The sequence below is a fragment of the Paenibacillus sp. V4I3 genome, from assembly GCF_030817215.1.
Classification (GTDB): Bacteria; Bacillota; Bacilli; order Paenibacillales; family NBRC-103111; genus Paenibacillus_E.
Genome location: NZ_JAUSZA010000001.1, coordinates 2,387,550 through 2,409,770 on the forward strand (window position 1 = coordinate 2,387,550; position 22,221 = coordinate 2,409,770).

Sequence of the window (22,221 nt, forward strand, 5' to 3'; positions counted from 1 at the left end):
TAGTGATTAAAAGCGTAGAAGCGAACAAGCGTTGAAGTATACAAGTGATCCAACCCATATAATAAGGAGCGTGTTTAAGATGATCGCCATTACATCCAACAAAACATCAGATGAGCGTATTCAGGAAATTGTACAATTCATAGAAAAGCAAGGTGTCCAAGCTCACGTCTCCAAAGGTGAGGATCGCACAGTCATCGGAATTATCGGTCAAGCAGATCCTAAATTAGCAGAACAGTTGCGTCAAATGTCAGGAGTTGAGCAAGTCGTGAAAATTTCGAAATCCTATAAATTAGCAAGCCGTGACTTTCATCCGGCTGATACGGTTATCAAAATTAAAGGTGTTGAAATCGGTGGCGAGCAGCTTGTTGTCATGGGCGGCCCGTGCGCTGTAGAAACGCCAGAACAGATTGATGAGATCGCACGTTTAGTGAAAGCAGCGGGAGGTCAAGTTCTCCGCGGTGGCGCATTTAAACCAAGAACAGGTCCTTACAGCTTCCAAGGTGTTGGCGTTGAAGGCTTGATCATGATGGCAGAAGCGGGTAAGAAGCATGGTCTTCTTACAATTACAGAAGTTATGACACCTGAGTATGTTGATGTATGTGCACAATACGCAGATATCCTTCAAGTAGGTACACGTAATATGCAAAACTTTGATTTGCTTCGCAAGCTCGGAACGATTCAAACGCCTGTACTGCTCAAACGTGGTTTCAGCTCCACTTACGATGAATTCTTGAATGCTGCTGAATACATTCTTGCTGGCGGTAACCCGAATGTTATGCTCTGTGAACGCGGAATCCGAACATTCGAAACGTACACACGGAATACACTGGATTTATCGGCTATCCCGGTTCTTAAACAATTGAGCCATCTTCCGGTAATCTCAGATCCGAGTCACGGTACTGGCCGTAGAGAGCTTGTTGTTCCTATGACAAAGGCATCCGTAGCCGCAGGAGCAGATGGTTTGATCATCGAAATGCACACAGATCCAGACAATTCAATGACTGGTGATGGCGTTCAATCCTTGTTCCCTGATCAATTCGCTAATTTGCTTGTTGATCTTGAGAAGCTTGCTCCGCTTCTTGGTAAAAAGTTTGATACACATAAAGAAGTTATCTTGGCGTAACGGTAATAGTTCTAAGATGACTGGTTTCCTCGAAAGAGGAGCCAGTTTTCCTATTTTTGGATATGGGACAAATCTGTGAAATTGTGTGAGCATAGCTTACACAAAAATAAAAAATACCTGACATAAGTATTGACTGTGTAAGCAAAATCGCTATATAATATGTGCAAGATAACAACCAAAAGTTGAACATTAATCATGTAAAGTACGTTGAATGTACGGAAATGGGAGGGTTTTTTAAATGTCAGTTCAAAACGTGTTGAACCTTATCAAGGAAAAAAATATTGAGTGGGTAGATTTTCGTTTCGTAGGTCTTACCGGTAAAGCACAGCATATTTCTTTGCCTGCTACTGAAGTAGATGAAGAAACTTTCGTAAACGGAGTAGCTTTTGACGGTTCATCCATCCCAGGATTCCGTGGTATTGAACAATCTGACATGGTCATGATGCCAGATACAGAAACTGCTTATGTAGATCCTTTCACAGCTCACCCGACTTTGATCATTATGAGCAACATCCACACACCTGAAGGCGAGCGTTATGATCGCGATCCACGCAGCATCGCTCAAAAAGCAGAAGAATATCTGCAAACAACTGGTGTAGGTACTACAGCATTCTTCGCACCAGAATCCGAGTTTTTCATTTTTGATGACGTTCGTTTTGAAAATGGTATGAACAAATCCTACTTCGAAGTTGATTCCGAAGAAGCAGGTTGGAACACTGGACGCAAAGAAGAAGGCGGTAACCTTGGTTACAAAGTTCCAGTAAAAGGCGGTTACGTTCCAGTAGCTCCAATCGATTCCCAACAAGATATTCGTTCCGAAATGTGTAATAAACTTGCTGATGCAGGTCTTCGTATCGAACGTCATCATCACGAAGTGGCTACAGCTGGTCAAGCTGAAATCAACTTCCGTTTTGACACATTGACTAAAACAGCAGATAACCTGCTCAAATACAAATATATCGTTGCTAACACAGCTAGAGAATACGGTAAAGTAGCAACTTTCATGCCTAAGCCACTGTTTGGTGATAATGGTAGCGGTATGCACGTTCACATGTCCATTTTCGATGGCAGCGAGCCTTTGTTCTATGAAAAAGGAGCATATGCAAACCTGAGCGAAATGGCAATCAACTATATCGGTGGTATTCTTTACCACGCACCAGCATTGATCGCATTGACAAACCCAAGTACAAACTCCTTCAAACGTCTGGTTCCTGGTTACGAAGCGCCGGTTAACCTTGTATTCTCCAAAGGTAACCGTTCCGCAGCAGTTCGTATTCCAATCGCAGCTGTGACACCTAAAGGTTGTCGTATCGAATTCCGTACACCGGATAGCACGGCTAACCCATACCTCGCTTTCGCAGCAATGCTGATGGCAGGTCTTGACGGTATCAAAAAGAAAATCGATCCGCGTGCTCTTGGATACGGTCCTTTCGATACAAACATCTATGAAATGTCCGATGCTGAGAAAGCTGAGATCCGCAGCGTTCCTGGTACATTAGATGAAGCTCTGGATGCTCTTGCAGCAGATTCCGACTTCTTGATTGAAGGCGGCGTATTCACACAAGATTTCATCGATAACTATATCGAATTGAAACGCGGCGAAGCGAAAGCTGTAGCAATCCGTATTCACCCACACGAGTACAACCTTTACTTCGATTGCTAATTCCTTAGCGCTTATACATGAATAACATACGAGCTGCTTCTTTCATAGTTTTCTATGGAGGAGGCAGCTTTTTCATTTATCGATAATGAAACTCTTTTGATAATGATTACAATTAGTGCTGTTATCAGATTGAAATTGAGGTATAATGAATGCATGAATCAGATCTGGAAGGAGATTATTATGAAAATTACCATGATAGCAGGAAGTAATCAGAGATCAGCGACAAGTACAAGACTTGCTGAATATATCAAGCATCTTGCGACCCAAGAGGGCCACGAGGTGACGTTGATTGACTTGTATCAAACACCGCTCCCTTTCTATACACCAGATGATGCAAACACGGGGCACGAAGCTCTAGAGAAATTAAAAGAAGCCATGCTTGAAGCAGAGGGGATCGTACTGGCAACACCGGAATATCATAGTGGAATTTCTGGTGTTTTGAAAAATGCGCTTGATCATCTAGGACAAGATCATTTCAATAATAAGGTTGTCTTATCTGTAAGTTCAGCAGGCGGGGCAATTGCTGTAAGCTCTCTGACGCAGTTGCAAACCATCGTACGCAATCTGCATGGCATTAACTGCCCAGATTGGCTATCTATTGGAGGCGATCAGCGGAAGAGCTTCCAAACGGGTGTAACACATCAAGATATCCATCCAGATGTCGATAAACGTGTTCGTCGTGTTGTTGGTTCATTCCTCAATTTATCCAAACAATTGGCTGTGAAAGCATAGTTGTACGAATAAAACAAACCAAGGATGTTGTCTTGGTTTGTTTTTATTTCCACACACTTTTGACACATTTATGTGGTACAGTTTGGAAAATAGGGCGAGGGGGGAGATCATGGGAGTACCATGGACTAACAAGGAAGTCGTTCATTTATTACATCGAGCCGGATTTGGTTCCACTGGGGAGGAAGTTACTGCTTGTATTGGACTTGGTCGTGAGGAAACGGTGCGACGTCTTATTGCCGGAGAGGCGTTGATCGATCAAGCGTCATCGCTAACCCCATTTGATCAATTAACCGCTGATGGTAAGAAATCATTAGATCCGCTGCAATTAGCCGATCAACAAATGTACTGGTTATATCGAATGGTATATTCCAGTGCTCCGCTCATTGAAAAGATGACGTTGTTCTGGCATGGACATTTTGCGACGGCGAATTACAAGGTTAACGATGTCACTTTAATGGTTCAACAAAATACATTGTTTCGCAAACATGCATTAGGAAGTTTCAAAGAACTCGTACTCGCCATTGGCAAAGATCCTGCAATGATGATCTGGCTTGATGTGAATCGGAATAAAAAAGGTAAACCAAATGAGAATTATGCCCGCGAAGCCATGGAGCTATTCACGCTAGGTATCGGTCACTATACAGAGACTGATGTGAAGGAAGCAGCGCGCGCTTTCACGGGTTGGACCTATGATAAGAAGGAAAATAAAGTAGGCTATAATCCAAAACAACACGACAATGACACGAAAACGCTGCTTGAAGAAACGGGAAAGCTGGATTCGGATGATGTGATTGAAATTATTTTCCATCAAAAAACGCTGCCAATCTTTCTTGCTACGAAGCTGCTCAAATATTTTGCTACGGACAGCCCATCCGAAAGTTGGATTCAAAAAGTTGCCGAACATATATCAGCTAAGGCTACTATGGGGGAAGTGCTTCAGGAGCTATTCCTATCTGACGAATTTTATGAGGAGAAATTGCGGTTATCTCTCATCAAAACACCGGCAGATTATGTTGCAGGTATTCTCAAATGCTGTAAGCTAACTGTTTCGAAGGGGCATGCACAAGCGATGAGGAGAATGGGACAGGAGCTATACTCCCCGCCGGATGTTGCAGGTTGGAGAGGAGGCGCCTCATGGCTGAATACAAACTCCTTATTATCAAGGTACCAGTTTGCCGAGTCCATCGCCAAGCAGCTAAACGGCAAGGTGCTCTTATCGGCAGAGTATACACCTGAACAACAGGAGCGTCCGGAAGAATGGGTAAAATTGTGGAGTCAGCGGATGGGAATCACTGATTTATCGGATAAGACTTTACAGGGTTTAACCGCTTACGCAGATGATACCATTGTACATACAAAGCAAAAGAATGCGGGTTTGAGAGGCTTGCTTCAATTAGTGCTGATTAGCCCGGAAGCTCAAATGAAATAGCGAGGGGTGAGAAAAGTGAAATTATCGAGAAGGGATTTTCTGCTTAAGGGTACAGCTATGTTTGCGACTTTAGGCCTAGGCGGAGCTTTATTTACGGATACGGGAAAATCGATTTTGGCTAGCGGTTTTGATGATGATGTTGATGTTGATGAACCTGTACTTATTGTTGTTCAGTTAAGTGGAGGGAATGATGGCATTAATACGCTAATTCCTTATGGACAAGGGATTTACTATGATGCGCGGCCGACTTTGGCTTACCAGCAGAAGGATGTGCTTGCATTAGATAATCAAGTAGGCTTGCATCCAAGTTTAGTTGGCCTCGCTGCACTTTATAAACTTGGGAAAATGGCTGTCGTACAGGGAGTTGGATATCCAGGACCCGATCACTCTCATTTCCGCTCTATGGAAATTTGGCAGACAGCCGAGCCAGCGAAGATGAGCCGCACCGGATGGCTTGCACGCTATGCAGAGTCTTCGTTGCGGGATAGCAGTAATCCGCTCAAAGCTATTCAGATTGGCGCAGGGGGTAAGGCTTTTGCTTCGGAGAAAATGAACTTTCCCGTTATCCAATCTTTAGAAACGTATCATATGATTGATCCGAAAACAGCGATGATGGACAAAAATCGGATCACCAAAGCATTCTTGGAGATGTATGGTGTACAGAATCAGACGGAACAGCTGCGTGTCGTATCAGGCCGTGGATATGAGGCCTTCAAAAGTGTTGAAGCGATTCAAGCTTTAACGGCTACCTATGCGAATAAAGTGGAGTACCCGAAAACTAATTTTGCAAGGGATCTCCAATTAGTATCCAAGCTGCTGGCTGGTAAATCGGGCACAAGAATATTCAATGTGCAGATCGGCGGTTTCGATGATCATGCCGATGAGAAGGTCCAGCATGCCAAAGTGCTGACTCAAGTCGACGAGGGTCTCACAGCTTTCTATAAAGACTTGGAGGTGCAAGGACTGCAGGACCGTGTTGTGGTGATGATGTTTTCGGAGTTTGGGCGGAGGGTGAAGGAGAACGGAAGCGGCGGAACAGACCATGGAACGGCAGCTCCGATGTTTGTGATTGGAGGCAAGGTGAATGGCGGTCTCTATGGCGCGTACCCGAGCCTGAGCAATTTGGACAATGGCGATTTGAAGTATGAGGTTGATTTCCGCTGCGTTTACAGCACGCTTATTGATAAATGGTTAAAAGGTGATACCACAGCTGTTTTAGGCAAATCATACGTGTCTTTAAAATTTATATAGCTGTAGAGCCGGGGCTGCTGCTTCGGCTTTTGGTTTTTAGTCGTTCATGGTAACCTATTGAAAAAGACAAAAAAATCGTCGTGCTGGTGGAGGTGCTTTGACGTTGAGCATAGAGCCTATTTCGGATCATCTGCAAGAGGATTTAAGGATACTTTTCGTGGGGTATAACCCTAGTATACGATCCGGAGAAACGGGTCATCATTATGCGAATCCGAACAATCGCTTTTATCGGATCCTTTTCCAAGCGGGATTAACACCTCGGCTATATAAACCTCAAGAGGATGGGGATTTGCTGAAGCTCGGGTATGGATTTACGAATATCGTGGCTCGCCCTTCGTTAACGGCTGCAGAAATTACACCTGAGGAATACCGTGAAGGTCGACTTATTTTAAAGCAAAAGATTCAGGCCTTTCGACCTTGTGTTGTCTGTTTTGTAGGAAAAGGGGTATTTGAACAGTATAGCGGCCGTAGGGGGATGAGTTGGGGGAGTCAACAGGATCCGGTGGTTGAAGGTGTGATCGACTATGTATGTCCCTCTTCTAGTGGGCTTGTTCGGATGAAGCTTGAGGAGATGGTTGCTATTTATAGTGGAATTAAGACATATATCGAAATGGAGTTGGGTTACTGATGAATAATCCATGGTTGGAATGGGCCAAAGAGATCCAGGCTATTAGTCAAGCTGGACTTACTTACGGTGAGAATGGCTATGACTTGGAGCGATATGAGGCGCTGCGCAAGATCAGCGTGGAGATGATGAGTTATTTCTCGGAGACACCGATCGATAAGGTGACTGCTTTGTTCGCCAGCGGCACGGGGTATCAGACGCCGAAAGTGGATATTCGGGCCGTCGTCTTGAGAGAGAACAAGCTGCTGCTTGTGAAGGAAAGAGCCGACGGTGCTTGGGCTTTGCCTGGAGGCTGGGCGGATATCGGCCTCACACCATCGGAGGTCGCCGTTAAGGAGACCCACGAGGAGGCCGGCTATGACGTCAAGCCGGTGCGATTGCTGGCGGTCTTCGATAAGAAGCGCCACGCACACCCACCCTCGGCAAACCACGTGTACAAGATGTTCATCTTGTGCGAGTTGGTGGGCGGGGAAGCACTTGAAGCCGGTCTGGAAACGACCGGTGCCCAGTTCTTCAGCGAGAGCGAGCTGCCGCCGCTCTCTGTGGAGCGAAATACCGCTGAGCAACTGAAGCGGATGTTCGAGCTTGCCACGTGAGCATACAGCGCAAACGCTGCTCGATTAGCCAAGAGCGACAAGCCTTTAACGCTTAAGTACGGGTTTCAATTGTGCGATGATTTCCTCCATTTGCTTCGAGCATTGTTCGTACATCTCTTTTGCAGCTTTATTTTTCGTAGTAAGCCCAAACAACATCAGATCGCCTTCGCACTTTTTTAATGTAGCAAATAGGGTTGCTTTTTCCTGTGGCACAGGTACCATAATCTTGTCGTCAAATAGATCTACATATAATTGGCCGTAAGAATCGACTTGACCTAGAAATACATTTTCAATCGTCACACCCAATTTATCTAGTTCAGTTTGCAGCCATCCCCGGCTAAAACCGATGGTAGCTAAGGCTTCATCCATGATTTCACCATCCATGATAATTGCTTGAGGCTCCTTCTCAGGTGAAACTTTGATGCCTAAATGGCTTGGAGTCAGGGGTTGGTTTTCACGAGTTAATAGAACATTAATTTCTCCGCTTGGTTCCATGATCGCAAATTCAACATCCGCCAATTTAAATGCGGATCTTTTTCGCAATTGCTCCATGAGTTCATCGGTAGTGAGTCGTTCTTTCTTTAAGTTATCTTCCAATACTTTACCATCTCTAATCAGCACGGTTCCTTTACTATCAATGAAATCCCGCATCTTTTTACTTTTTAGCTGCAAAAATTCAATGCCTAAAGAGCATGCAATCCAAACGCCTAAAGATATTAAACCTAGATACCAATTCGCCTCCAAATCCAACGATATGTATGCTGCAAGACTGCCAATCGTAATGCCGGTAATGTACTCGAAAAAGGAAAGTTGAGAAACTTGTCTTTTACCCAACATCTTTGTCATAAAGAAAAGTACGACAACCGCTAATAATGTGCGTAAAACAATTTCAAACCATTCGGGCATATCGGTTCCTCCTTTTTTATTAAATCTAATCCAATCGGTTCAATTGTTTGTAGAATTCTTGAAAGTTATACAAAAACAAGATATTAGTTCCAGTGTCGGTAATAATGTGAAGGGAATTAAGTAGACGGTTCCTTAAAAGGGAACACGCCTAGCGCTTCGTACGCCGGCTGGCGGCCCAAGTGGCTGCGGTAGAGGACGATGTCCTCTACCTGCCACACGGGCCAGCCGCCGGAAGGCGCTCCCACCGCCGATAGGGCGGAGCGCTTGAAAGGCCCCGCCGCTGTGCGGTAGCGGCGGGCTAGTGTGAGGTGCGGCCGGTAGGCGCGAGCCTCGGCCGGGAAGCCGTGGCGGGCGCAGACGCCCGCGACCTCGCGCTGCAGCGCAGCCAGCGCGTCGAGGTCGCCGGTGAGGCCCGCCCAGAGGATCGACGGCGCCGCCGGAGGTCCGAACACGCCGAGGCCCTCGGCGTGCAGGGTCAGCGGCAGCGCAGCTGCTGCAAGCTGGCGCAGGTCGGCCGCCAGCGCTTCGGCTGTCTCGACGGATGCGTCGCCGAGGAAGCTTAACGTGACGTGGACATCCTGCGGATGCGTCCACTTTTGGAAAGGCAGCACCTTTTGGATGCTGCCTTTCCAGGCGTCGAGCTCCCGCTGGACGTCTTGCGGGAGCTGAATGCCTACGAACAGCCGATACATCTCGGAGGCGTTTGTGGAACTTGAAGCGCTTGTGGAACTTAAAGCATTCGTGGAACTTGAGTTGCCTGAATTTGCAGAGTTTAAGCTGTTTGCGTTTGCTAAATTCGCAGCGTTTGTAGAACTTTCTCCTATCGTATCAACCAATGTCATAAGTAAATTAGGCTCCTTTTGTATCCAAATCTGTTCTCTTCTTCGTTCTTCTCCTAGCATTGCCAACTGAGGTTTTACTTGATGCATGAAGAGAATATTGCTATCATAGCGATAATACAAAAAAGCAAAGGTGTGGTCATTCATGGGAAATAGGGCCTATAACTTTAACGCAGGGCCTGCGGCATTACCGCTCGAAGTACTGCAGAAAGCACAAGAGGAGCTTGTCGAATTTAAAGGCATCGGCATGTCCATTATGGAAATTTCTCACCGCAGCGCGGAGTTCGAGCAAGTTCATAATGAAACGCAGCAATTGTTGAAACAAATTTTTAGCATCCCTGATGGGTACCAAGTGCAGTTTCTGCAAGGTGGTGCGAGCACACAATTCGCCATGATTCCGCTTAATTTTCTAAAGCCAGGTAAGGTAGGCAGCTATGTGCTTACAGGTGCATGGGCGGAGAAAGCTGTTCAGGAAGCAAGCTTGTTCGGAGAAGTTGCCATCGCAGCAAGCTCGAAAGAACAGAAATTCATGAAAATTCCGGACTTAAATGAAATCAATATTCATCCGGATTCCGCTTATCTGCATCTGACTTCGAACGAAACGATTGAAGGCGCTCAGTTCCAGAGCTTTCCGGATACAGGGAATGTGCCGTTAATTGGGGACATGTCCAGTGACATCTTGAGCCGTCCAGTAGATGTTTCGAAATTCGGCATGATCTATGCAGGAGCGCAAAAGAATCTAGGTCCTTCTGGTGTAACTGTGGTTATTGTTAAGGAAGATTTATTACAAGATCTGCCTAAAACGATTCCAACCATGCTTCGCTACGAAATCCATAGCAAAAACAATTCCCTGTACAATACACCACCAGTGTATTCAATCTACATGATGAACCTAGTATTGAAATGGATTCAGGAACAAGGTGGACTAGCTGTCATCCAGAAAAATAACCTTGAGAAATCAGGTCTAATTTATAGCGCAATCGACCAAAGCGGTGGTTTCTACCGTGGACCTGTTGATGCGGGCAGTCGTTCCGCGATGAACATCACGTTCCGGTTGCAGGATGAAGAGTTGGAGAAGAAGTTCATCAAGGAAACCGAGCAGAACGGATTTGTTGGGTTGAAGGGTCATCGCAGTGTAGGCGGTTTGAGAGCATCTTCGTATAATGCTGTTCCTTATGCATCATGCAAAGCGCTCGCTGAGTTCATGAGTGATTTCCAAAAACGCAACGGTTAAGAAATAAGGTTAAGCTATTCACGGCACCCTCGTGTGCGTGTGAATAGCTTTTTTTGTTTCTGAATAGGATTGTGGCATCTTCGCTATTAACGACCTTAGACGGACTCTGGGACGGCTTAATGAGCCTGTATTTGGAATGAGATGGATCTATATCTAGTGAGCTCAAAGCCCTAATCTAACTTTCGACAAATTCGAAAATTTCAAGTCAAAATTGAAAAAATATTTTCAAAGCCTTCCGAGCCACGTCCTGTCTAGGTTTACGTATTTTAATAGTCAAAATGAGCCATTTTACTCGTTGACAAACACAATATATTGATATAAATTTGAATCTATCAACTAGATATCGTAAAAAAAGCGATACACACAACTGCTAGAATTTGTGAAAAAATAGAATCAAATTCCGTGATAAACCGCGTGATTACCGCCTTTTTCCTAGGTTTCGTAGTCCTGAAATTCGCATATTTTGTCGAAAGAACAATGCGTATTCCATCTTAAAATGCACGGAATGATTCATTTGTTTACTACATATAGGGTTACTTACATAAGCGGTACTAGATAATGAATAAGAGAGTGTTAGGAGACGGAAGCCCATGCTTATTGCTTACGATTCGAAGACGGGAAATGTTCGCCGATTTATTGCTAAGCTCAAAATGCCAGCGATTCAAATTGAGGAAGCGATGAAGATGGACGAGCCCTTCGTACTCGTTACCTATACAACCGGTTTTGGTCAAGTTCCTCCGAAGGTAGCTTCTTTCCTAGAAAGCAATGCCTCTCGTCTTATCGGAGTAGCAGCAAGTGGTAACCGCAACTGGGGAGACGGATTTGCCAAAAGCGCGGATACGATCTCACAGCAGTACGATGTGCCTGTGTTAACCAAATTTGAGTTATCCGGCACCAAAAATGACGTAGAACGATTTGTTCAGGGGGTACATGCAATTGCGGCACATTGAGCTGAATAATTTATTGATGCAACGCGGAGCGGATGGCTTTTTCCAACTAGAGAAGGATAAAGAAGCTGTTGAAGTTTTTATGACGGAAGTCCACAGTAAAAGCCTCACTTTCCCCGATACTTCCTCTAAAGTTCGTTATATGATCGATCATAACTATTACGAGAACGTTTATGAGAAATATACGCAAGATGAAGTTAACGATGTTTATCAAGTGGCCCACGATAATCAATTCGAGTTCGCCTCCTACATGGCAGCTTCGAAATTTTATACGGATTACGCTTTACGCAGTGATGACAAGTCCTTATACCTGGAACATTTCCCAGATCGCGTTGCTATTGTTGCTTTGTATTTGGGTCGTGGGAACGTAGAAACTGCACGTGTTCTTGCTGTTTCGATGATGGAACAACGCTTGCAACCAGCGACACCGACGTTCCTTAATGCAGGTAAGAGCCGCCGAGGCGAAATGGTATCCTGCTTCCTGCTGGAGATGGACGATTCTCTTAATTCTATTAACTACGTGCTAGCTACCTGCATGCAGCTTTCCAAAATTGGCGGTGGCGTAGCCGTTAACTTGTCCAAGCTTCGTGGACGCGGTGAATCCATCAAAGGTGTGGAACGTGCCGCAAAAGGAATTATGCCGGTACTTAAGCTTATGGAGGATGCGTTCTCCTATGCAGATCAAATGGGTCAGCGCAAGGGTTCAGGAGCTGCGTACTACAACATTTTCGGCTGGGACGTTATGGAGTTCCTAGATAGTAAGAAAATTAATGCGGATGAGAAATCTCGTCTGAAGACACTTTCCATCGGTCTCATTGTACCGAACAAGTTTTACAAGTTGGCTGAAGAGAACAAGCCGCTGCATGTATTTGCTCCTTACACGGTACTGCAAGCCTATGGTAAGCATTTGGACGATATCGATCTTGATGAGATGTACGATGAACTGCTGGCCAATCCGAAAGTGAAGAAGAAGGTTGTCATGAGTGCGCGTGACATGCTAGTTAAAATTGCGACTACCCAACTGGAATCCGGTTATCCATATATGATGAACCGTACGAATGCCAACAAGGATCATGCCTTGAAAGGTATCGGTACGATTAAAATGTCTAATCTCTGTACAGAGATTTTCCAACTGCAAGAAACTTCGGAAATCAACGATTACGGCCAAGATGACCTTATTCTTAGAGATATCAGCTGTAACCTAGCTTCCATGAACATTGCAAACGTAATGGATCGTAAGAAACTGCGCGAAACCGTTCACGAGGGCATGATTGCATTGACTTCTGTTAGTGATATGACGACGATCAGCAATGCGCCGGGGGTTGCCAAAGCAAACCGTGAGCTGCACTCCGTTGGTCTTGGTGTTATGAATCTGCATGGCTACCTGTCTAAGAACAAAATTAGCTATGAGAGTGATGAAGCCAAAGATTTCGTCCGCACGTTCTTCATGGCTATGAACTATTATTCGATTGAGCAAAGTATGGAAATTGCCAAATCGTCGGGGCAAACCTTTGAAGGTTTTGAGCAATCCGAATATGCGAATGGTGCCTATTTCAACCGGTACACGGAGACTGATTATCGTCCGCTTACGGATAAAGTGAAGTCCTTGTTTGAGGGAATGCCGATTCCATCACCGAGCGACTGGGCCAAGTTAAAAGAAGATGTAAAAACCAATGGTCTTTATCATGCTTACCGATTGGCCGTTGCTCCAACACAAAGTATTTCTTATATTCAAAATGCAACTTCGAGTGTCATGCCGATTGTTGAACCGATCGAAACTCGAACTTACGCGAACTCAACAACGTACTATCCGATGCCTTTCATGGCACGCGATAATTTCTTTTACTATAAATCTGCTTATCAAATGGATCAGTTTAAGATTCTTGATCTTATTGCTGAAATTCAAACACATGTGGATCAAGGGATTTCAACCATTTTACATGTAAATAGTGATGTTTCGACGAGGCAACTTGCTAAACTATACCTCTATGCAGCACACAAAGGACTTAAATCGCTCTACTACACGCGAACGAATCAGCTATCTGTTGAGGAATGCGTCAGCTGCTCGGTGTAATTTGGAAGGGGATTGAATATAAATGAGTACGGCCACTACCCTAAATAATGCCAGGAAAGCTGTGAACTGGAATCGTCCCGATGATGATTTTACGATCACTTTCTGGAATCAAAATATTATGCAGTTCTGGACAGATGAGGAAATCCCATTATCTGATGATAAAATGTCATGGATCACGTTAAGCGGTGCAGAACGTGAGCTTTACATGAAAGTCCTCGGAGGCCTTACGCTGCTCGATACCATGCAAGGCGGCGTCGGCATGCCGAAGATTCTTGAGCATGTCGATGGGCTCCAGCGTAAAGCGGTTCTAAGCTTCATGGGTATGATGGAACAAATACATGCGAAGTCCTACAGCAGTATTTTCACTACGTTGTCTACAACGGAAGAAATCAATGAGCTGTTCCTTTGGGTGGAACGAAATCCTTACTTGCAGTTCAAGGCAAACAAGATTTCGCATTTCTACGAAAACATTGGAACGCCTAAAGAGCTGTATTTGGCTATGGCAGCATCTGTCTTGCTGGAGAGCTACTTGTTCTATAGCGGCTTCTATTATCCGCTTTACTTGGCCGGACAGGGTAAAATGACGAGCAGTGGCGAAATTATCGATTTGATTTTACGCGATGAGAGTATTCATGGTCTGTATATCGGTGTATTGGCACAAGAGGTTTATGCGGAGTTAAGCCCTGCTGAGCAGGATGAGGCATACGCAACATTGTGTGCCTTGCTGAAGGAGCTTCATGCCAATGAGGAAAGCTATACAGAAAGTCTCTATGGGACTTTGGGCTTGGCCGAAGAAGTGAAAGCTTTCTTACGCTACAATGCGAATAAAGCGTTCATGAACCTTGGCGTAGACCCCATTTTCGAAGAAGAGGATATTAATCCGATTGTTCTTAACGGTCTGAGCACGAAGACGAAGCAGCATGACTTTTTCTCGAAAAAAGGGAATGGTTATGTCCGCACGATTCACGTTGAAGCGTTGACGGATGATGATTTCCTTTTTGGGGATTGAACATAAAGAAGGACCTGACGGTTATCGTCAGGTCCTTTGTTGACTAGAAGGCATGTGATTATGGGTTAAGGGCTAAACGAAGCTTACCCCTTATTTAGCACTGGAGGGGTATGTTCATTGGGGTCAGGGTTTTTATTTATCTGTTTGAAAGGGGAGTTTATATGTATCCAATCATCGATCTTGTAGAGCATCAAACCATTACCACCGTACAAAAAGAAGAAGAACTAGAACTTGCTATAAAGAGTCAGGCCAATATTATTTTTCTGCTAATGGGCTCCATCTTCAATGAACTGGTGGATAAAATTTCTCCGCTATCAAAGTATGCTGCGGCTCTGCTTACACCCCTAAATTATAGCCCATCTCCATATCTCAAAAAAACCTTTATAAAAACAAAGAGGAAACGTGGCATTGATAGCGAATAATATTTATCGGTAATTAATAAATCTAATAGATTTATTAATTAAATACACGAATGGAGCTATTTCCTGTACTTCGAAATCATTGTGTAAATTGAAAACAAGGAGATGACTAACAAGTGAAAAAGAAACTGTTAACCCGCTGCTTCACCTACCTAATGGTCACACAGCTTGTCGCCGGCGCTCTGCTGCCTCTTAGCAGCCGTGCAGCTGCAGAAAGCGCAGCCGCCATCGAAGCGGCAGCCGGACTTCCCCGCATGCTTATTACTGAAATTGTCCCCGACTCGGGTGGAGACGATGCGCTGGGAGAGGATCCCTTCGAGTACCTAGAGGTTTATAACAACAGTGACCAGTCGATTGACTTCAAGGACTACTCTATTTTATACAGGTACCCGGGAGAGCCCGGCAATGATTTGTTTTGGCGGCCTTACACCGATGAACAGATTATCATCAAGCCTAAGCAGACAATGGTTTTCTGGGCAGTTACGCCATCAGGGGAGCCCAAGACGGTGGCTGACTTTAATCAGCATTTTCATACCTCGCTCGTTGAAAATAAAGACATAGTCCGGATTCCCGGGGGTCTTAACAATCTGAGGGAAAGAACCATCGTGGTGGCGACTAATACGGGAACAGACATTGTACGCGCCAGCTATAATCCGGGCGTGATCGATACGGCGGCGGATCTGAGTGTCGAGTACGGTGTTATGGACGACGGCAGTCTCGATATGAAGAAACTCAGCTCCAAGACGGTGCCGGCCTCCCCGGGAACCTTCAACTCGGCTAACGTACCCGCGGAGCCTATCCGCACTGTGAACGACCCTGTTCCGCCGTCGGTAAAAGATCTTACGGATCTCTCCGGCATTGACCTGATCAAGCCGATTGAGCTGATGGCCGAAGCGGCAGATGATCGTCTGCTTGCGTCCGTTAATCTATACTATAAATCCAACAAGACAACGAATTATAAAATGGTAACCTTGCCGCGCGGCGCCGACGGACGCTTCCGCTATTCATTGGAGATGATGGAATGGTTCGGGAGCCCGACGCTCGACTACTATTTCCAAGCGTCCGATACCTTCAACGAAACGTCTCCGGCTCCGAGAACGCTTAGCCTGGCAGGGAATGAGATAAGCCCTGCGCTGAACGTTCGTGAAAGCGATATTCTGTCAGGTGAGCGGGTTCTGATCGGTTCGTCTGCCACCGAAGGGTCCATGTCGCTGTCGATCGACGGCCAGCCGGTCAGTCCGACGGAACATGCTCTCGAGAAAACGGCTTATTTCGTATTTGAAGCGGATGACATAGACAAAGGGCAGAACGTGACCACCATGGGCACTGAGACGCTCCACTTGATTCCGTTCAGCACTCAGGACTACAAAACTATGGTAGTACCGGTAAGGCCCGATTTGTTCAAGTACGGTCAAGCGAATCCGATTGCCCTGCGTGCGGGTTCAGCAACCCGGCCTTATTATGAGAACCAGCCGGAGCCCGGCCTGGATGATTTCAATATCCGCAATGTCCGGCTTGTTTTGGCGGACGGTACGGTCATCCGCGACCCGAAATATGCGAATCCGGCAACCATACTCGACATGGGAGATAACGGACGCTTCCTTCCGGTAGTGTACTTCAATTTCACGATTCCCGCGCGCTATTGGGACGGGATCTCTTACCGATGGAATACCGCAGCAGCCGTTGACGGACCTCATCGGGTCGAAGTGTCGCTGCCTGACGGCAGCAAGGACACAGCGAGCGTGATGGTAGACAATCAGGGTCCGGTTGTAACTGCGAATATTACGGAAGGCAGTACTTACAAAGGGGCTTTTGATATACAAGCTTCCGCATCGGATGCGGCTTCCTCCGTCAAATCCTTCGAGGTGAAACTGGATGGCAAGCTCATTGAGGTTCCGTATTCCACCTCCTCTGCGGCTCTCACTCCGGGGGAGCATAATCTTGTACTTAAGGCTGTAGACGCCGGGGGTAAATCGACGGAGAAAACGATCAAGTTCATAACTCCTGCAGAGCTTCCGGGTAAGCCGCTCCTAGCGGCGCCGGCGGACGGTGCACAGGATACGGACACGAACGTGAGCCTGCAGGTATCGGTTTCCGATCCGACCGGCGACCCGCTGAACGTGAAGTTCTTTAAAGGGCAAACGATCACCGCCGCGGATGCGGGAGTGATTGCTTATAAGCATGCGGCTGATGTGGAGCCCCCTCTGACCTTGACGAGTCCGGGAGAAACGCAGCTGACCACCGAAGAACAAACAGCGGCCGGAGCCTCCGATGACCGTTACGTTACTACGGACTCGACTGAACAGTTTCCTTATCAGCGCTTTGAAGTAGAGGTGGGGGCGGAAACAGACGCCGGCGACCGTCTCGAGCTTAGCTGGGAAGGGCATTCGCTCAAGGGCCGTAAAATAAGTTTGTACGCGTGGAATCATATTACCGTGAAATGGGACTCTCTGGCGTCCACGGTGGCGGATTCGGAGGTAGATTTTACCCTCTCTGCGGTGGTGGACGGCGGCAATTATGCAAGAAGCGGTAAAGTCCAAGTCCTGATTCAGGACGAGATTCCGCGCCGTGAGCAGTACGATTTTACCATTGCCTCAATACCGGACACACAAATATACGCGGAAATTCAGCCGGAGTATTTTGAGTCCCAAGTCAATTTCCTGCGCGATGCCAAAGAATTGATGAATATTCAATATGCGATGCAAGTGGGGGACATTGTAAACTCCGCAGGTATCAAAGGACAGTGGGAACGTGTGGATAAGTTCATGAAGGTGGTGGAAGATGCGCAAATTCCTTGGGGCGTAGTCGCGGGCAACCATGACGTATTCGACGGAGGAGCGACGTCAGTACCGGATTACTCGGAATTCTCGAAGTATTTCGGAGAGAATCGCTTTAAGGATAAGCCTTACTACGGAGAGTCGTACAAAGATAACAAAGGTCACTATGATCTAATCTCGGCGAGTGGCAACGATTTTATTTTCGTCTATATGGGCTGGGGCTTTAATGATGAGGATATGGGATGGATGAACAACGTTCTGGAGCAGTATCCGGACCGTAAAGCGGTCATTGTGGTTCATGAATATTTGCAAAATAACGCAGCGAGATCCGCAACCGGCAACCAGATTTACCAGAAGGTGGTAGTGCCGAATCCTAACGTATGGATGGTCATGAGCGGTCATTTCACCGGAAGTGCGCTGCGTACCGACCAGCTTGACGATAACAAGGACGGACAGCCGGATCGCAAAGTGTACCAGATTCTTAACGATTACCAGGGCATTCCGAACGGTGGAAGTGGATATTTGAAGCTTCTGCATTTTGATACGGAGACGGATACCGTCTATGTTAATACGTATTCGCCGTATTTGGACGATTACAATTATTACGATCCGACCAAGGACGAATTTAAGCTTTCGCTGGACCTGAAGCCAATGCTAAAAAGAGTAGCAACCGACGCGATGACGGTAAAAGTGTACGCTGACGACGCGATCGGATCGGCGCAAGCGGCCAGCGGTTCCACAGCCATGGTCAACTGGAACGGCCTGAAAGGCAGCACGAATTACGAATGGTACGCACTGGCGGAGGACAGCTTCGGCGGAAGGACTTACTCGGATATTTGGTCTTTCCGCACCCGCCTTACCGTTGAAGCCCCGCAAGGTGTGAAGGCGGCAAACGTGACTGCGGGTTCGGCGCAGTTGAGCTGGTCCCCGATAACAGCATCCGACGGAAGCAGCGTGACCTACCAGGTGTACGACAGTCATGGGGCCGTATCTACGGTAACCGGTACGGTGTACAATTTGACGGGACTGGAGCCGGACACGGCGTATACGTTCCAGGTAAAGGCCGTACACTCTTCGGGTGCGGAATCTATGCTCAGCGATCCGGTAAATTTTAAGACAACGATCGACTTGCCTGCTCTGCAGAACGGCTTGCAGCGCTTTATTGCCTCCGGCAAGGTTACCCATCCGCTGGCCAAACAGCTGGAAAATGCGCTAAGCCAGGCTGACAAACATATGCAGATGGGACAGCGGGATCAGGTAGCCACGAAGATCGAGGACTTTATGAAGCACCTCTCTAATAAAGCACATCAAGAATTGGCGGCAGCGGACGTCCGGCAGTGGCTGAATGATAAAGCTGAGGCCCTGCTTCGCGTCTGGGTCAGATAACCTGCCTGCAAGGCGCAAAGTAACAAAGAAACCCCTGGAAGATTGCTTCCAGGGGTTTCTTTGTTACTTTCTTCAAGTGGTGGAGCAACCGCGAGAAAAGCCTCTTTTCGGTCTTATGTGAGCGCTCCATTCAGCACAGTGTAATCTGGGGACCCGCGCAGGTGCTGTGCCAGATAAACGCCCAGCCCGCCAGGCAGTCCATTTCGGCCCAATGGCCGCTGGTTTACAGCGACAAGCTGTCGAGTGGGATCTTGAACACGCTCTGCAGGACAAGCCCGACGGCAAGCGCAGTCTCGTCTTCCACGTCGGTGAGATGGAGGAATTCCACGTTCCGGCACGTTTGAGGCACTTGGGCCATCACTCGCGCTTTAAGCTCGTCGACGAACGAGTCCCCCCACACCGGCAGCATGAACCCGGTGAGCAAAACCCGGTCCGGGTTGAGCAGGGTGACGATATTGGCAACGGCGTAAACAATCGCCGACCTGACCATCTCGCAAAGCTGAACGGTTTCGGGGTCTCCGGCGCGGATAGCTTCGCTGAACTGCTCCACACTCCTGCCGAGCGTCCGCAGCAAGCCCCTTGAGGATGCCAGAGTGGTTAGACATCCTCTGCCGCCGCAGTAGCACTCATAATCGTAGGGCGGCATAAACGCCTTATAGTGGCCTACCTCGCCTGCTACGAAGGAGGAGCCGGTGACCAGCAGCTTCTCTACGACGATGGCGCCCCCGATGCCTCTGGCTAATTTAAGCGTCACATTGCTTTTGGAGGAGATTAGACTTCCGCCCATATTTTCGTTGAGCGCAAGTAGATTGGTGTCATTCTCCAGAAAGACGGGCAGCCCGTACTCGTCCTCGAGCAGCTTCGCTAGCGGTATCCGCTTCCAGCCGAGCCCCGGCGAACGAAGCAGAATGCCTTCGGAAGAGTCAACGAGTCCATGGACGCTGAAGCCGATTCCCTTCAGGGAGGTAGGGTCAGGGGTCTGGCCCATGAGTTTGTCGATCACGCTGCGGATCACCCGGAGCAAGTCCTCTTCGGTCTCGTAACGGTCTGCCTTCACTTCAGCTTCCGCCAAGCGGACGTGCTGAAAATTATATACCGCTCCCCGTGCCGATGTGCCTGACAATTCAATGCCGATTGCACTAAATCGAGAACCGTTAAGCAGCAGGGGAACACGCTTACGGCCGCTGCCGCTCTCAAGTGATTGCGGTTCGCCTTCGACGATCACTTGATCCTCGAGAAGCCGATTGACGATGTTGGTGACGGTTTGCTGACTAAGTCCGGTTTTTCCAGCTAGCTCTACACGGGAGATCGGATATTCCGAATAGATCAGATGCAGCACCTTCTGCTGATTTATGGATTTAAGCAGCGTGTGGCTTGCATGTTTCAATGTGGACATAAGTCGACCTCTTCCTTGAACTGAACACGTTTATTCTCTTAGTAGAAATTAGTTTACCACGCAGGTCATTACTGGGTAAAGGCAGGGATTTTTGTCGAAAGATTTATATTGTATCTAAAAGAAAAAACAGGTAGGATAATAATAAATAAAATTGATTTATTAATTGAGTGTAATTTGTAAACGTGTTCATACCACGTGAATCAGCGATTTTTAACAGATCTCTTACATAACGATAATCATCGCCAAACAATTATCCTCTATCCTTAAACTTAATAAATCAATTTTTTTTATAAATTAGAAGGGGGTTTCCGTATGAAAATCAAATTTGGAAAGCTTACGGCTTTTAGCCTGGCTGTTGCCATGTCGGCTTCGCTGCTTGCAGGGTGTACGGGAAAAACGGAACAACCTTCCGCAAGTCAGCCTCAGAATCAGACTAAAGAGGAAGTCTACGAAAATGGGCTGCCGAAGACAGAAAAAGTGACGCTGAAGGTTGGTTTCTTCATGGGAGCGCTACGGAAGGGAATGGTTCGATTATGCCGTGAAGTCCTTCCAGGCTAAATACCCGAACGTATCCTTCGACGTTACCGGATCGGCGGACATGAAGAACATGATTCAAACAAAAATTTCCGCAAGCAACGACAATGACATGTTCGACATTTTCAACACAACGCCGCCGTCCGGAGCACAGGGTATCATTTCCCTTGCTGAAGCCGGTAAGCTCGAGCCTTTCAATGATATGTTCGACAAAAAGCTTCCGGACGTACCAGGCAAAGCAATAAAGGAGCTCATGATGCCGGGCCTCGCCGAATCGTTCACCAAGGTGAACGGAAAGGTATACGAGTTTGCGACCTCGAGCTCCTACGGCGGATTATTCTACAATAAGAGCCTGTTCGAGCAGAAGGGCTGGAACCAGAATCCGAAGACATGGGCCGAGTTTAACGACCTGCTTGCCAAAATTAAGGCGGACGGCTTGGCTCCAATTACTTTCCCTGGAATTTACCCTAGTTACTATGACTGGGCCTTCGGACCGGCGAAGCTGTTTGAGCTGGCCGATATCAAAGGAAAAGCCGATAAGGTGATCGAAAATTATAAAACGTACAACGGTCCTCAATTTACGAGCGAGGAAAGCTTGGAACATTGGAACCGACTGTATGAGCTGGGCAAGAAGGGGTACTTCCCGGAAGGACTGCCGGCCTTAACGCATACCCAGTCCCAGATGCAGGTGATTCAAGGCCAAGCCGCAATGGTTTCCACAGGAAGCCACGTGGAGAACGAAATGAAGAAGACCACGCCGGAAGACTTCAAGTGGGGCTTTATGGCGGTGCCGTTCAGGGATAAGGCGGAGCAGAAGCTTTGGATCCGAAGCGGAATCACTAACTTCCAATACATGTGGGCGGGCAAGCCGGATCTAAACAAGAAGTGGTCCAAGGAATTCATTCTTTGGCTGATGACGCTGGATAACCAACAGTTTGCCGCAGAAAAGGCGGGCGCTCTCCCGATGAGAAAAGATTTGATTGACGATGCGAGTAAAGTCGTTAAGCTGTCCACCTCTGCGCAGGCGATTCTAAAGTATATTAAGGATAACGATGCCCGTTCGTATAAGCCGCACAGAACCGTCAGCATCTCCGATCCGAACCTGGCCAAAGCCAATAAGATGGTGGAAGAAGCCACGGTGAAGATCGTATTAGGCAAGCAGGATCCGAAGCCGATTCTCGAAGAAGCGGACGCTTTGCTCAAGAAAGCGGTAGAATCTCAGAAGAAATAAGTTCATAGGCGGGGAGGGATTCTCTCCCCTTTTCCATTTCCCTTTATAGG

19 protein-coding genes are annotated in these 22,221 nt (G+C 47.0%); 16 read left to right on the plus strand and 3 right to left on the minus strand.

All coding sequences use genetic code 11. The annotated features are described in order from the left end of the window. Positions 1–79: 79 nt before the first annotated feature. The 7 genes from aroF to QFZ77_RS11115 all read left to right on the plus strand — a co-directional run bounded on the left by aroF (position 80) and on the right by QFZ77_RS11115 (position 7,419). On the plus strand, positions 80–1,123 hold the full coding sequence (gene aroF / locus QFZ77_RS11085) for a 3-deoxy-7-phosphoheptulonate synthase (protein WP_057304848.1): 1,044 nt from the start codon (positions 80–82) through the stop codon (positions 1,121–1,123). Between the two features lie 238 nt (positions 1,124–1,361). Then, positions 1,362–2,786: a type I glutamate--ammonia ligase gene (gene glnA / locus QFZ77_RS11090; protein ID WP_047677332.1), complete on the plus strand. Its 1,425-nt coding sequence runs from the start codon at positions 1,362–1,364 to the stop codon at positions 2,784–2,786. A gap of 180 nt (positions 2,787–2,966) precedes the next feature. Further along, positions 2,967–3,518 carry an NADPH-dependent FMN reductase gene (locus tag QFZ77_RS11095; protein ID WP_307439382.1) on the plus strand — a complete coding sequence of 184 codons (552 nt, stop codon included), beginning with the start codon at positions 2,967–2,969 and terminating at the stop codon, positions 3,516–3,518. 109 nt (positions 3,519–3,627) lie between these two features. After that, on the plus strand, positions 3,628–4,947 hold the full coding sequence (locus tag QFZ77_RS11100; protein ID WP_307439385.1) for a DUF1800 domain-containing protein: 1,320 nt from the start codon (positions 3,628–3,630) through the stop codon (positions 4,945–4,947). 15 nt (positions 4,948–4,962) lie between these two features. Further along, the gene (locus QFZ77_RS11105) at positions 4,963–6,198 is read left to right on the plus strand and encodes a DUF1501 domain-containing protein (protein ID WP_307439388.1); all 1,236 of its coding nucleotides are present in this window, start codon (positions 4,963–4,965) and stop codon (positions 6,196–6,198) included. A gap of 109 nt (positions 6,199–6,307) precedes the next feature. After that, on the plus strand, positions 6,308–6,826 hold the full coding sequence (locus tag QFZ77_RS11110) for a mismatch-specific DNA-glycosylase (RefSeq protein ID WP_307449423.1): 519 nt from the start codon (positions 6,308–6,310) through the stop codon (positions 6,824–6,826). Further along, positions 6,826–7,419: an NUDIX hydrolase gene (locus QFZ77_RS11115; protein ID WP_307439390.1), complete on the plus strand. Its 594-nt coding sequence runs from the start codon at positions 6,826–6,828 to the stop codon at positions 7,417–7,419. Before QFZ77_RS11110 ends, QFZ77_RS11115 begins: the two co-directional genes overlap by 1 nt. A gap of 45 nt (positions 7,420–7,464) precedes the next feature. Here QFZ77_RS11115 and QFZ77_RS11120 read toward each other — a convergent pair whose 3' ends face one another. Next, positions 7,465–8,325: a DUF421 domain-containing protein gene (locus tag QFZ77_RS11120; protein WP_307439392.1), complete on the minus strand. Its 861-nt coding sequence runs from the start codon at positions 8,323–8,325 to the stop codon at positions 7,465–7,467. A gap of 116 nt (positions 8,326–8,441) precedes the next feature. Beyond that, positions 8,442–9,017, minus strand: coding sequence for an RNA 2',3'-cyclic phosphodiesterase (thpR, locus tag QFZ77_RS11125; protein ID WP_307439394.1), 576 nt, complete (start codon positions 9,015–9,017; stop codon positions 8,442–8,444). 13 nt (positions 9,018–9,030) lie between these two features. On the opposite strand from thpR, the gene QFZ77_RS11130 reads away from it, so the two are divergent. The 7 genes from QFZ77_RS11130 to QFZ77_RS11160 all read left to right on the plus strand — a co-directional run bounded on the left by QFZ77_RS11130 (position 9,031) and on the right by QFZ77_RS11160 (position 19,010). After that, complete coding sequence (locus QFZ77_RS11130; protein WP_307439395.1) at positions 9,031–9,237, plus strand: hypothetical protein; 207 nt, start codon at positions 9,031–9,033, stop codon at positions 9,235–9,237. A 72-nt stretch (positions 9,238–9,309) separates the two neighbouring features. After that, positions 9,310–10,398 carry a 3-phosphoserine/phosphohydroxythreonine transaminase gene (serC, locus tag QFZ77_RS11135; RefSeq protein ID WP_307439397.1) on the plus strand — a complete coding sequence of 363 codons (1,089 nt, stop codon included), beginning with the start codon at positions 9,310–9,312 and terminating at the stop codon, positions 10,396–10,398. A 590-nt stretch (positions 10,399–10,988) separates the two neighbouring features. Beyond that, positions 10,989–11,348, plus strand: a complete 360-nt coding sequence (gene nrdI / locus QFZ77_RS11140) for a class Ib ribonucleoside-diphosphate reductase assembly flavoprotein NrdI (RefSeq protein WP_047677314.1) — start codon at positions 10,989–10,991, stop codon at positions 11,346–11,348. Further along, a complete protein-coding gene (gene nrdE / locus QFZ77_RS11145; protein ID WP_307439400.1) occupies positions 11,335–13,419 on the plus strand; it encodes a class 1b ribonucleoside-diphosphate reductase subunit alpha in 2,085 nt (694 codons plus the stop codon). Before nrdI ends, nrdE begins: the two co-directional genes overlap by 14 nt. 22 nt (positions 13,420–13,441) lie before the next feature. Next, entirely contained in the window at positions 13,442–14,428 is a 987-nt protein-coding gene (gene nrdF / locus QFZ77_RS11150) for a class 1b ribonucleoside-diphosphate reductase subunit beta (protein WP_307439403.1), read from the plus strand. Between the two features lie 161 nt (positions 14,429–14,589). Continuing rightward, positions 14,590–14,850 carry a hypothetical protein gene (locus tag QFZ77_RS11155; protein ID WP_307439405.1) on the plus strand — a complete coding sequence of 87 codons (261 nt, stop codon included), beginning with the start codon at positions 14,590–14,592 and terminating at the stop codon, positions 14,848–14,850. 113 nt (positions 14,851–14,963) lie between these two features. Then, positions 14,964–19,010 carry an FIMAH domain-containing protein gene (locus tag QFZ77_RS11160; RefSeq protein WP_307439407.1) on the plus strand — a complete coding sequence of 1,349 codons (4,047 nt, stop codon included), beginning with the start codon at positions 14,964–14,966 and terminating at the stop codon, positions 19,008–19,010. 223 nt (positions 19,011–19,233) lie between these two features. Here QFZ77_RS11160 and QFZ77_RS11165 read toward each other — a convergent pair whose 3' ends face one another. Next, positions 19,234–20,406, minus strand: coding sequence for an ROK family transcriptional regulator (locus QFZ77_RS11165; protein WP_307439409.1), 1,173 nt, complete (start codon positions 20,404–20,406; stop codon positions 19,234–19,236). Positions 20,407–20,718: 312 nt separating this feature from the next. Between QFZ77_RS11165 and QFZ77_RS11170 the strand changes: the two genes are divergently transcribed. Together QFZ77_RS11170 and QFZ77_RS11175 are read left to right on the plus strand one after the other, a co-directional pair. Beyond that, positions 20,719–20,964 carry a hypothetical protein gene (locus QFZ77_RS11170; RefSeq protein ID WP_307439411.1) on the plus strand — a complete coding sequence of 82 codons (246 nt, stop codon included), beginning with the start codon at positions 20,719–20,721 and terminating at the stop codon, positions 20,962–20,964. Further along, entirely contained in the window at positions 20,945–22,171 is a 1,227-nt protein-coding gene (locus QFZ77_RS11175; protein WP_307449426.1) for an ABC transporter substrate-binding protein, read from the plus strand. The genes QFZ77_RS11170 and QFZ77_RS11175 overlap by 20 nt, the downstream gene beginning before the upstream one ends. Positions 22,172–22,221 lie beyond the last annotated feature (50 nt).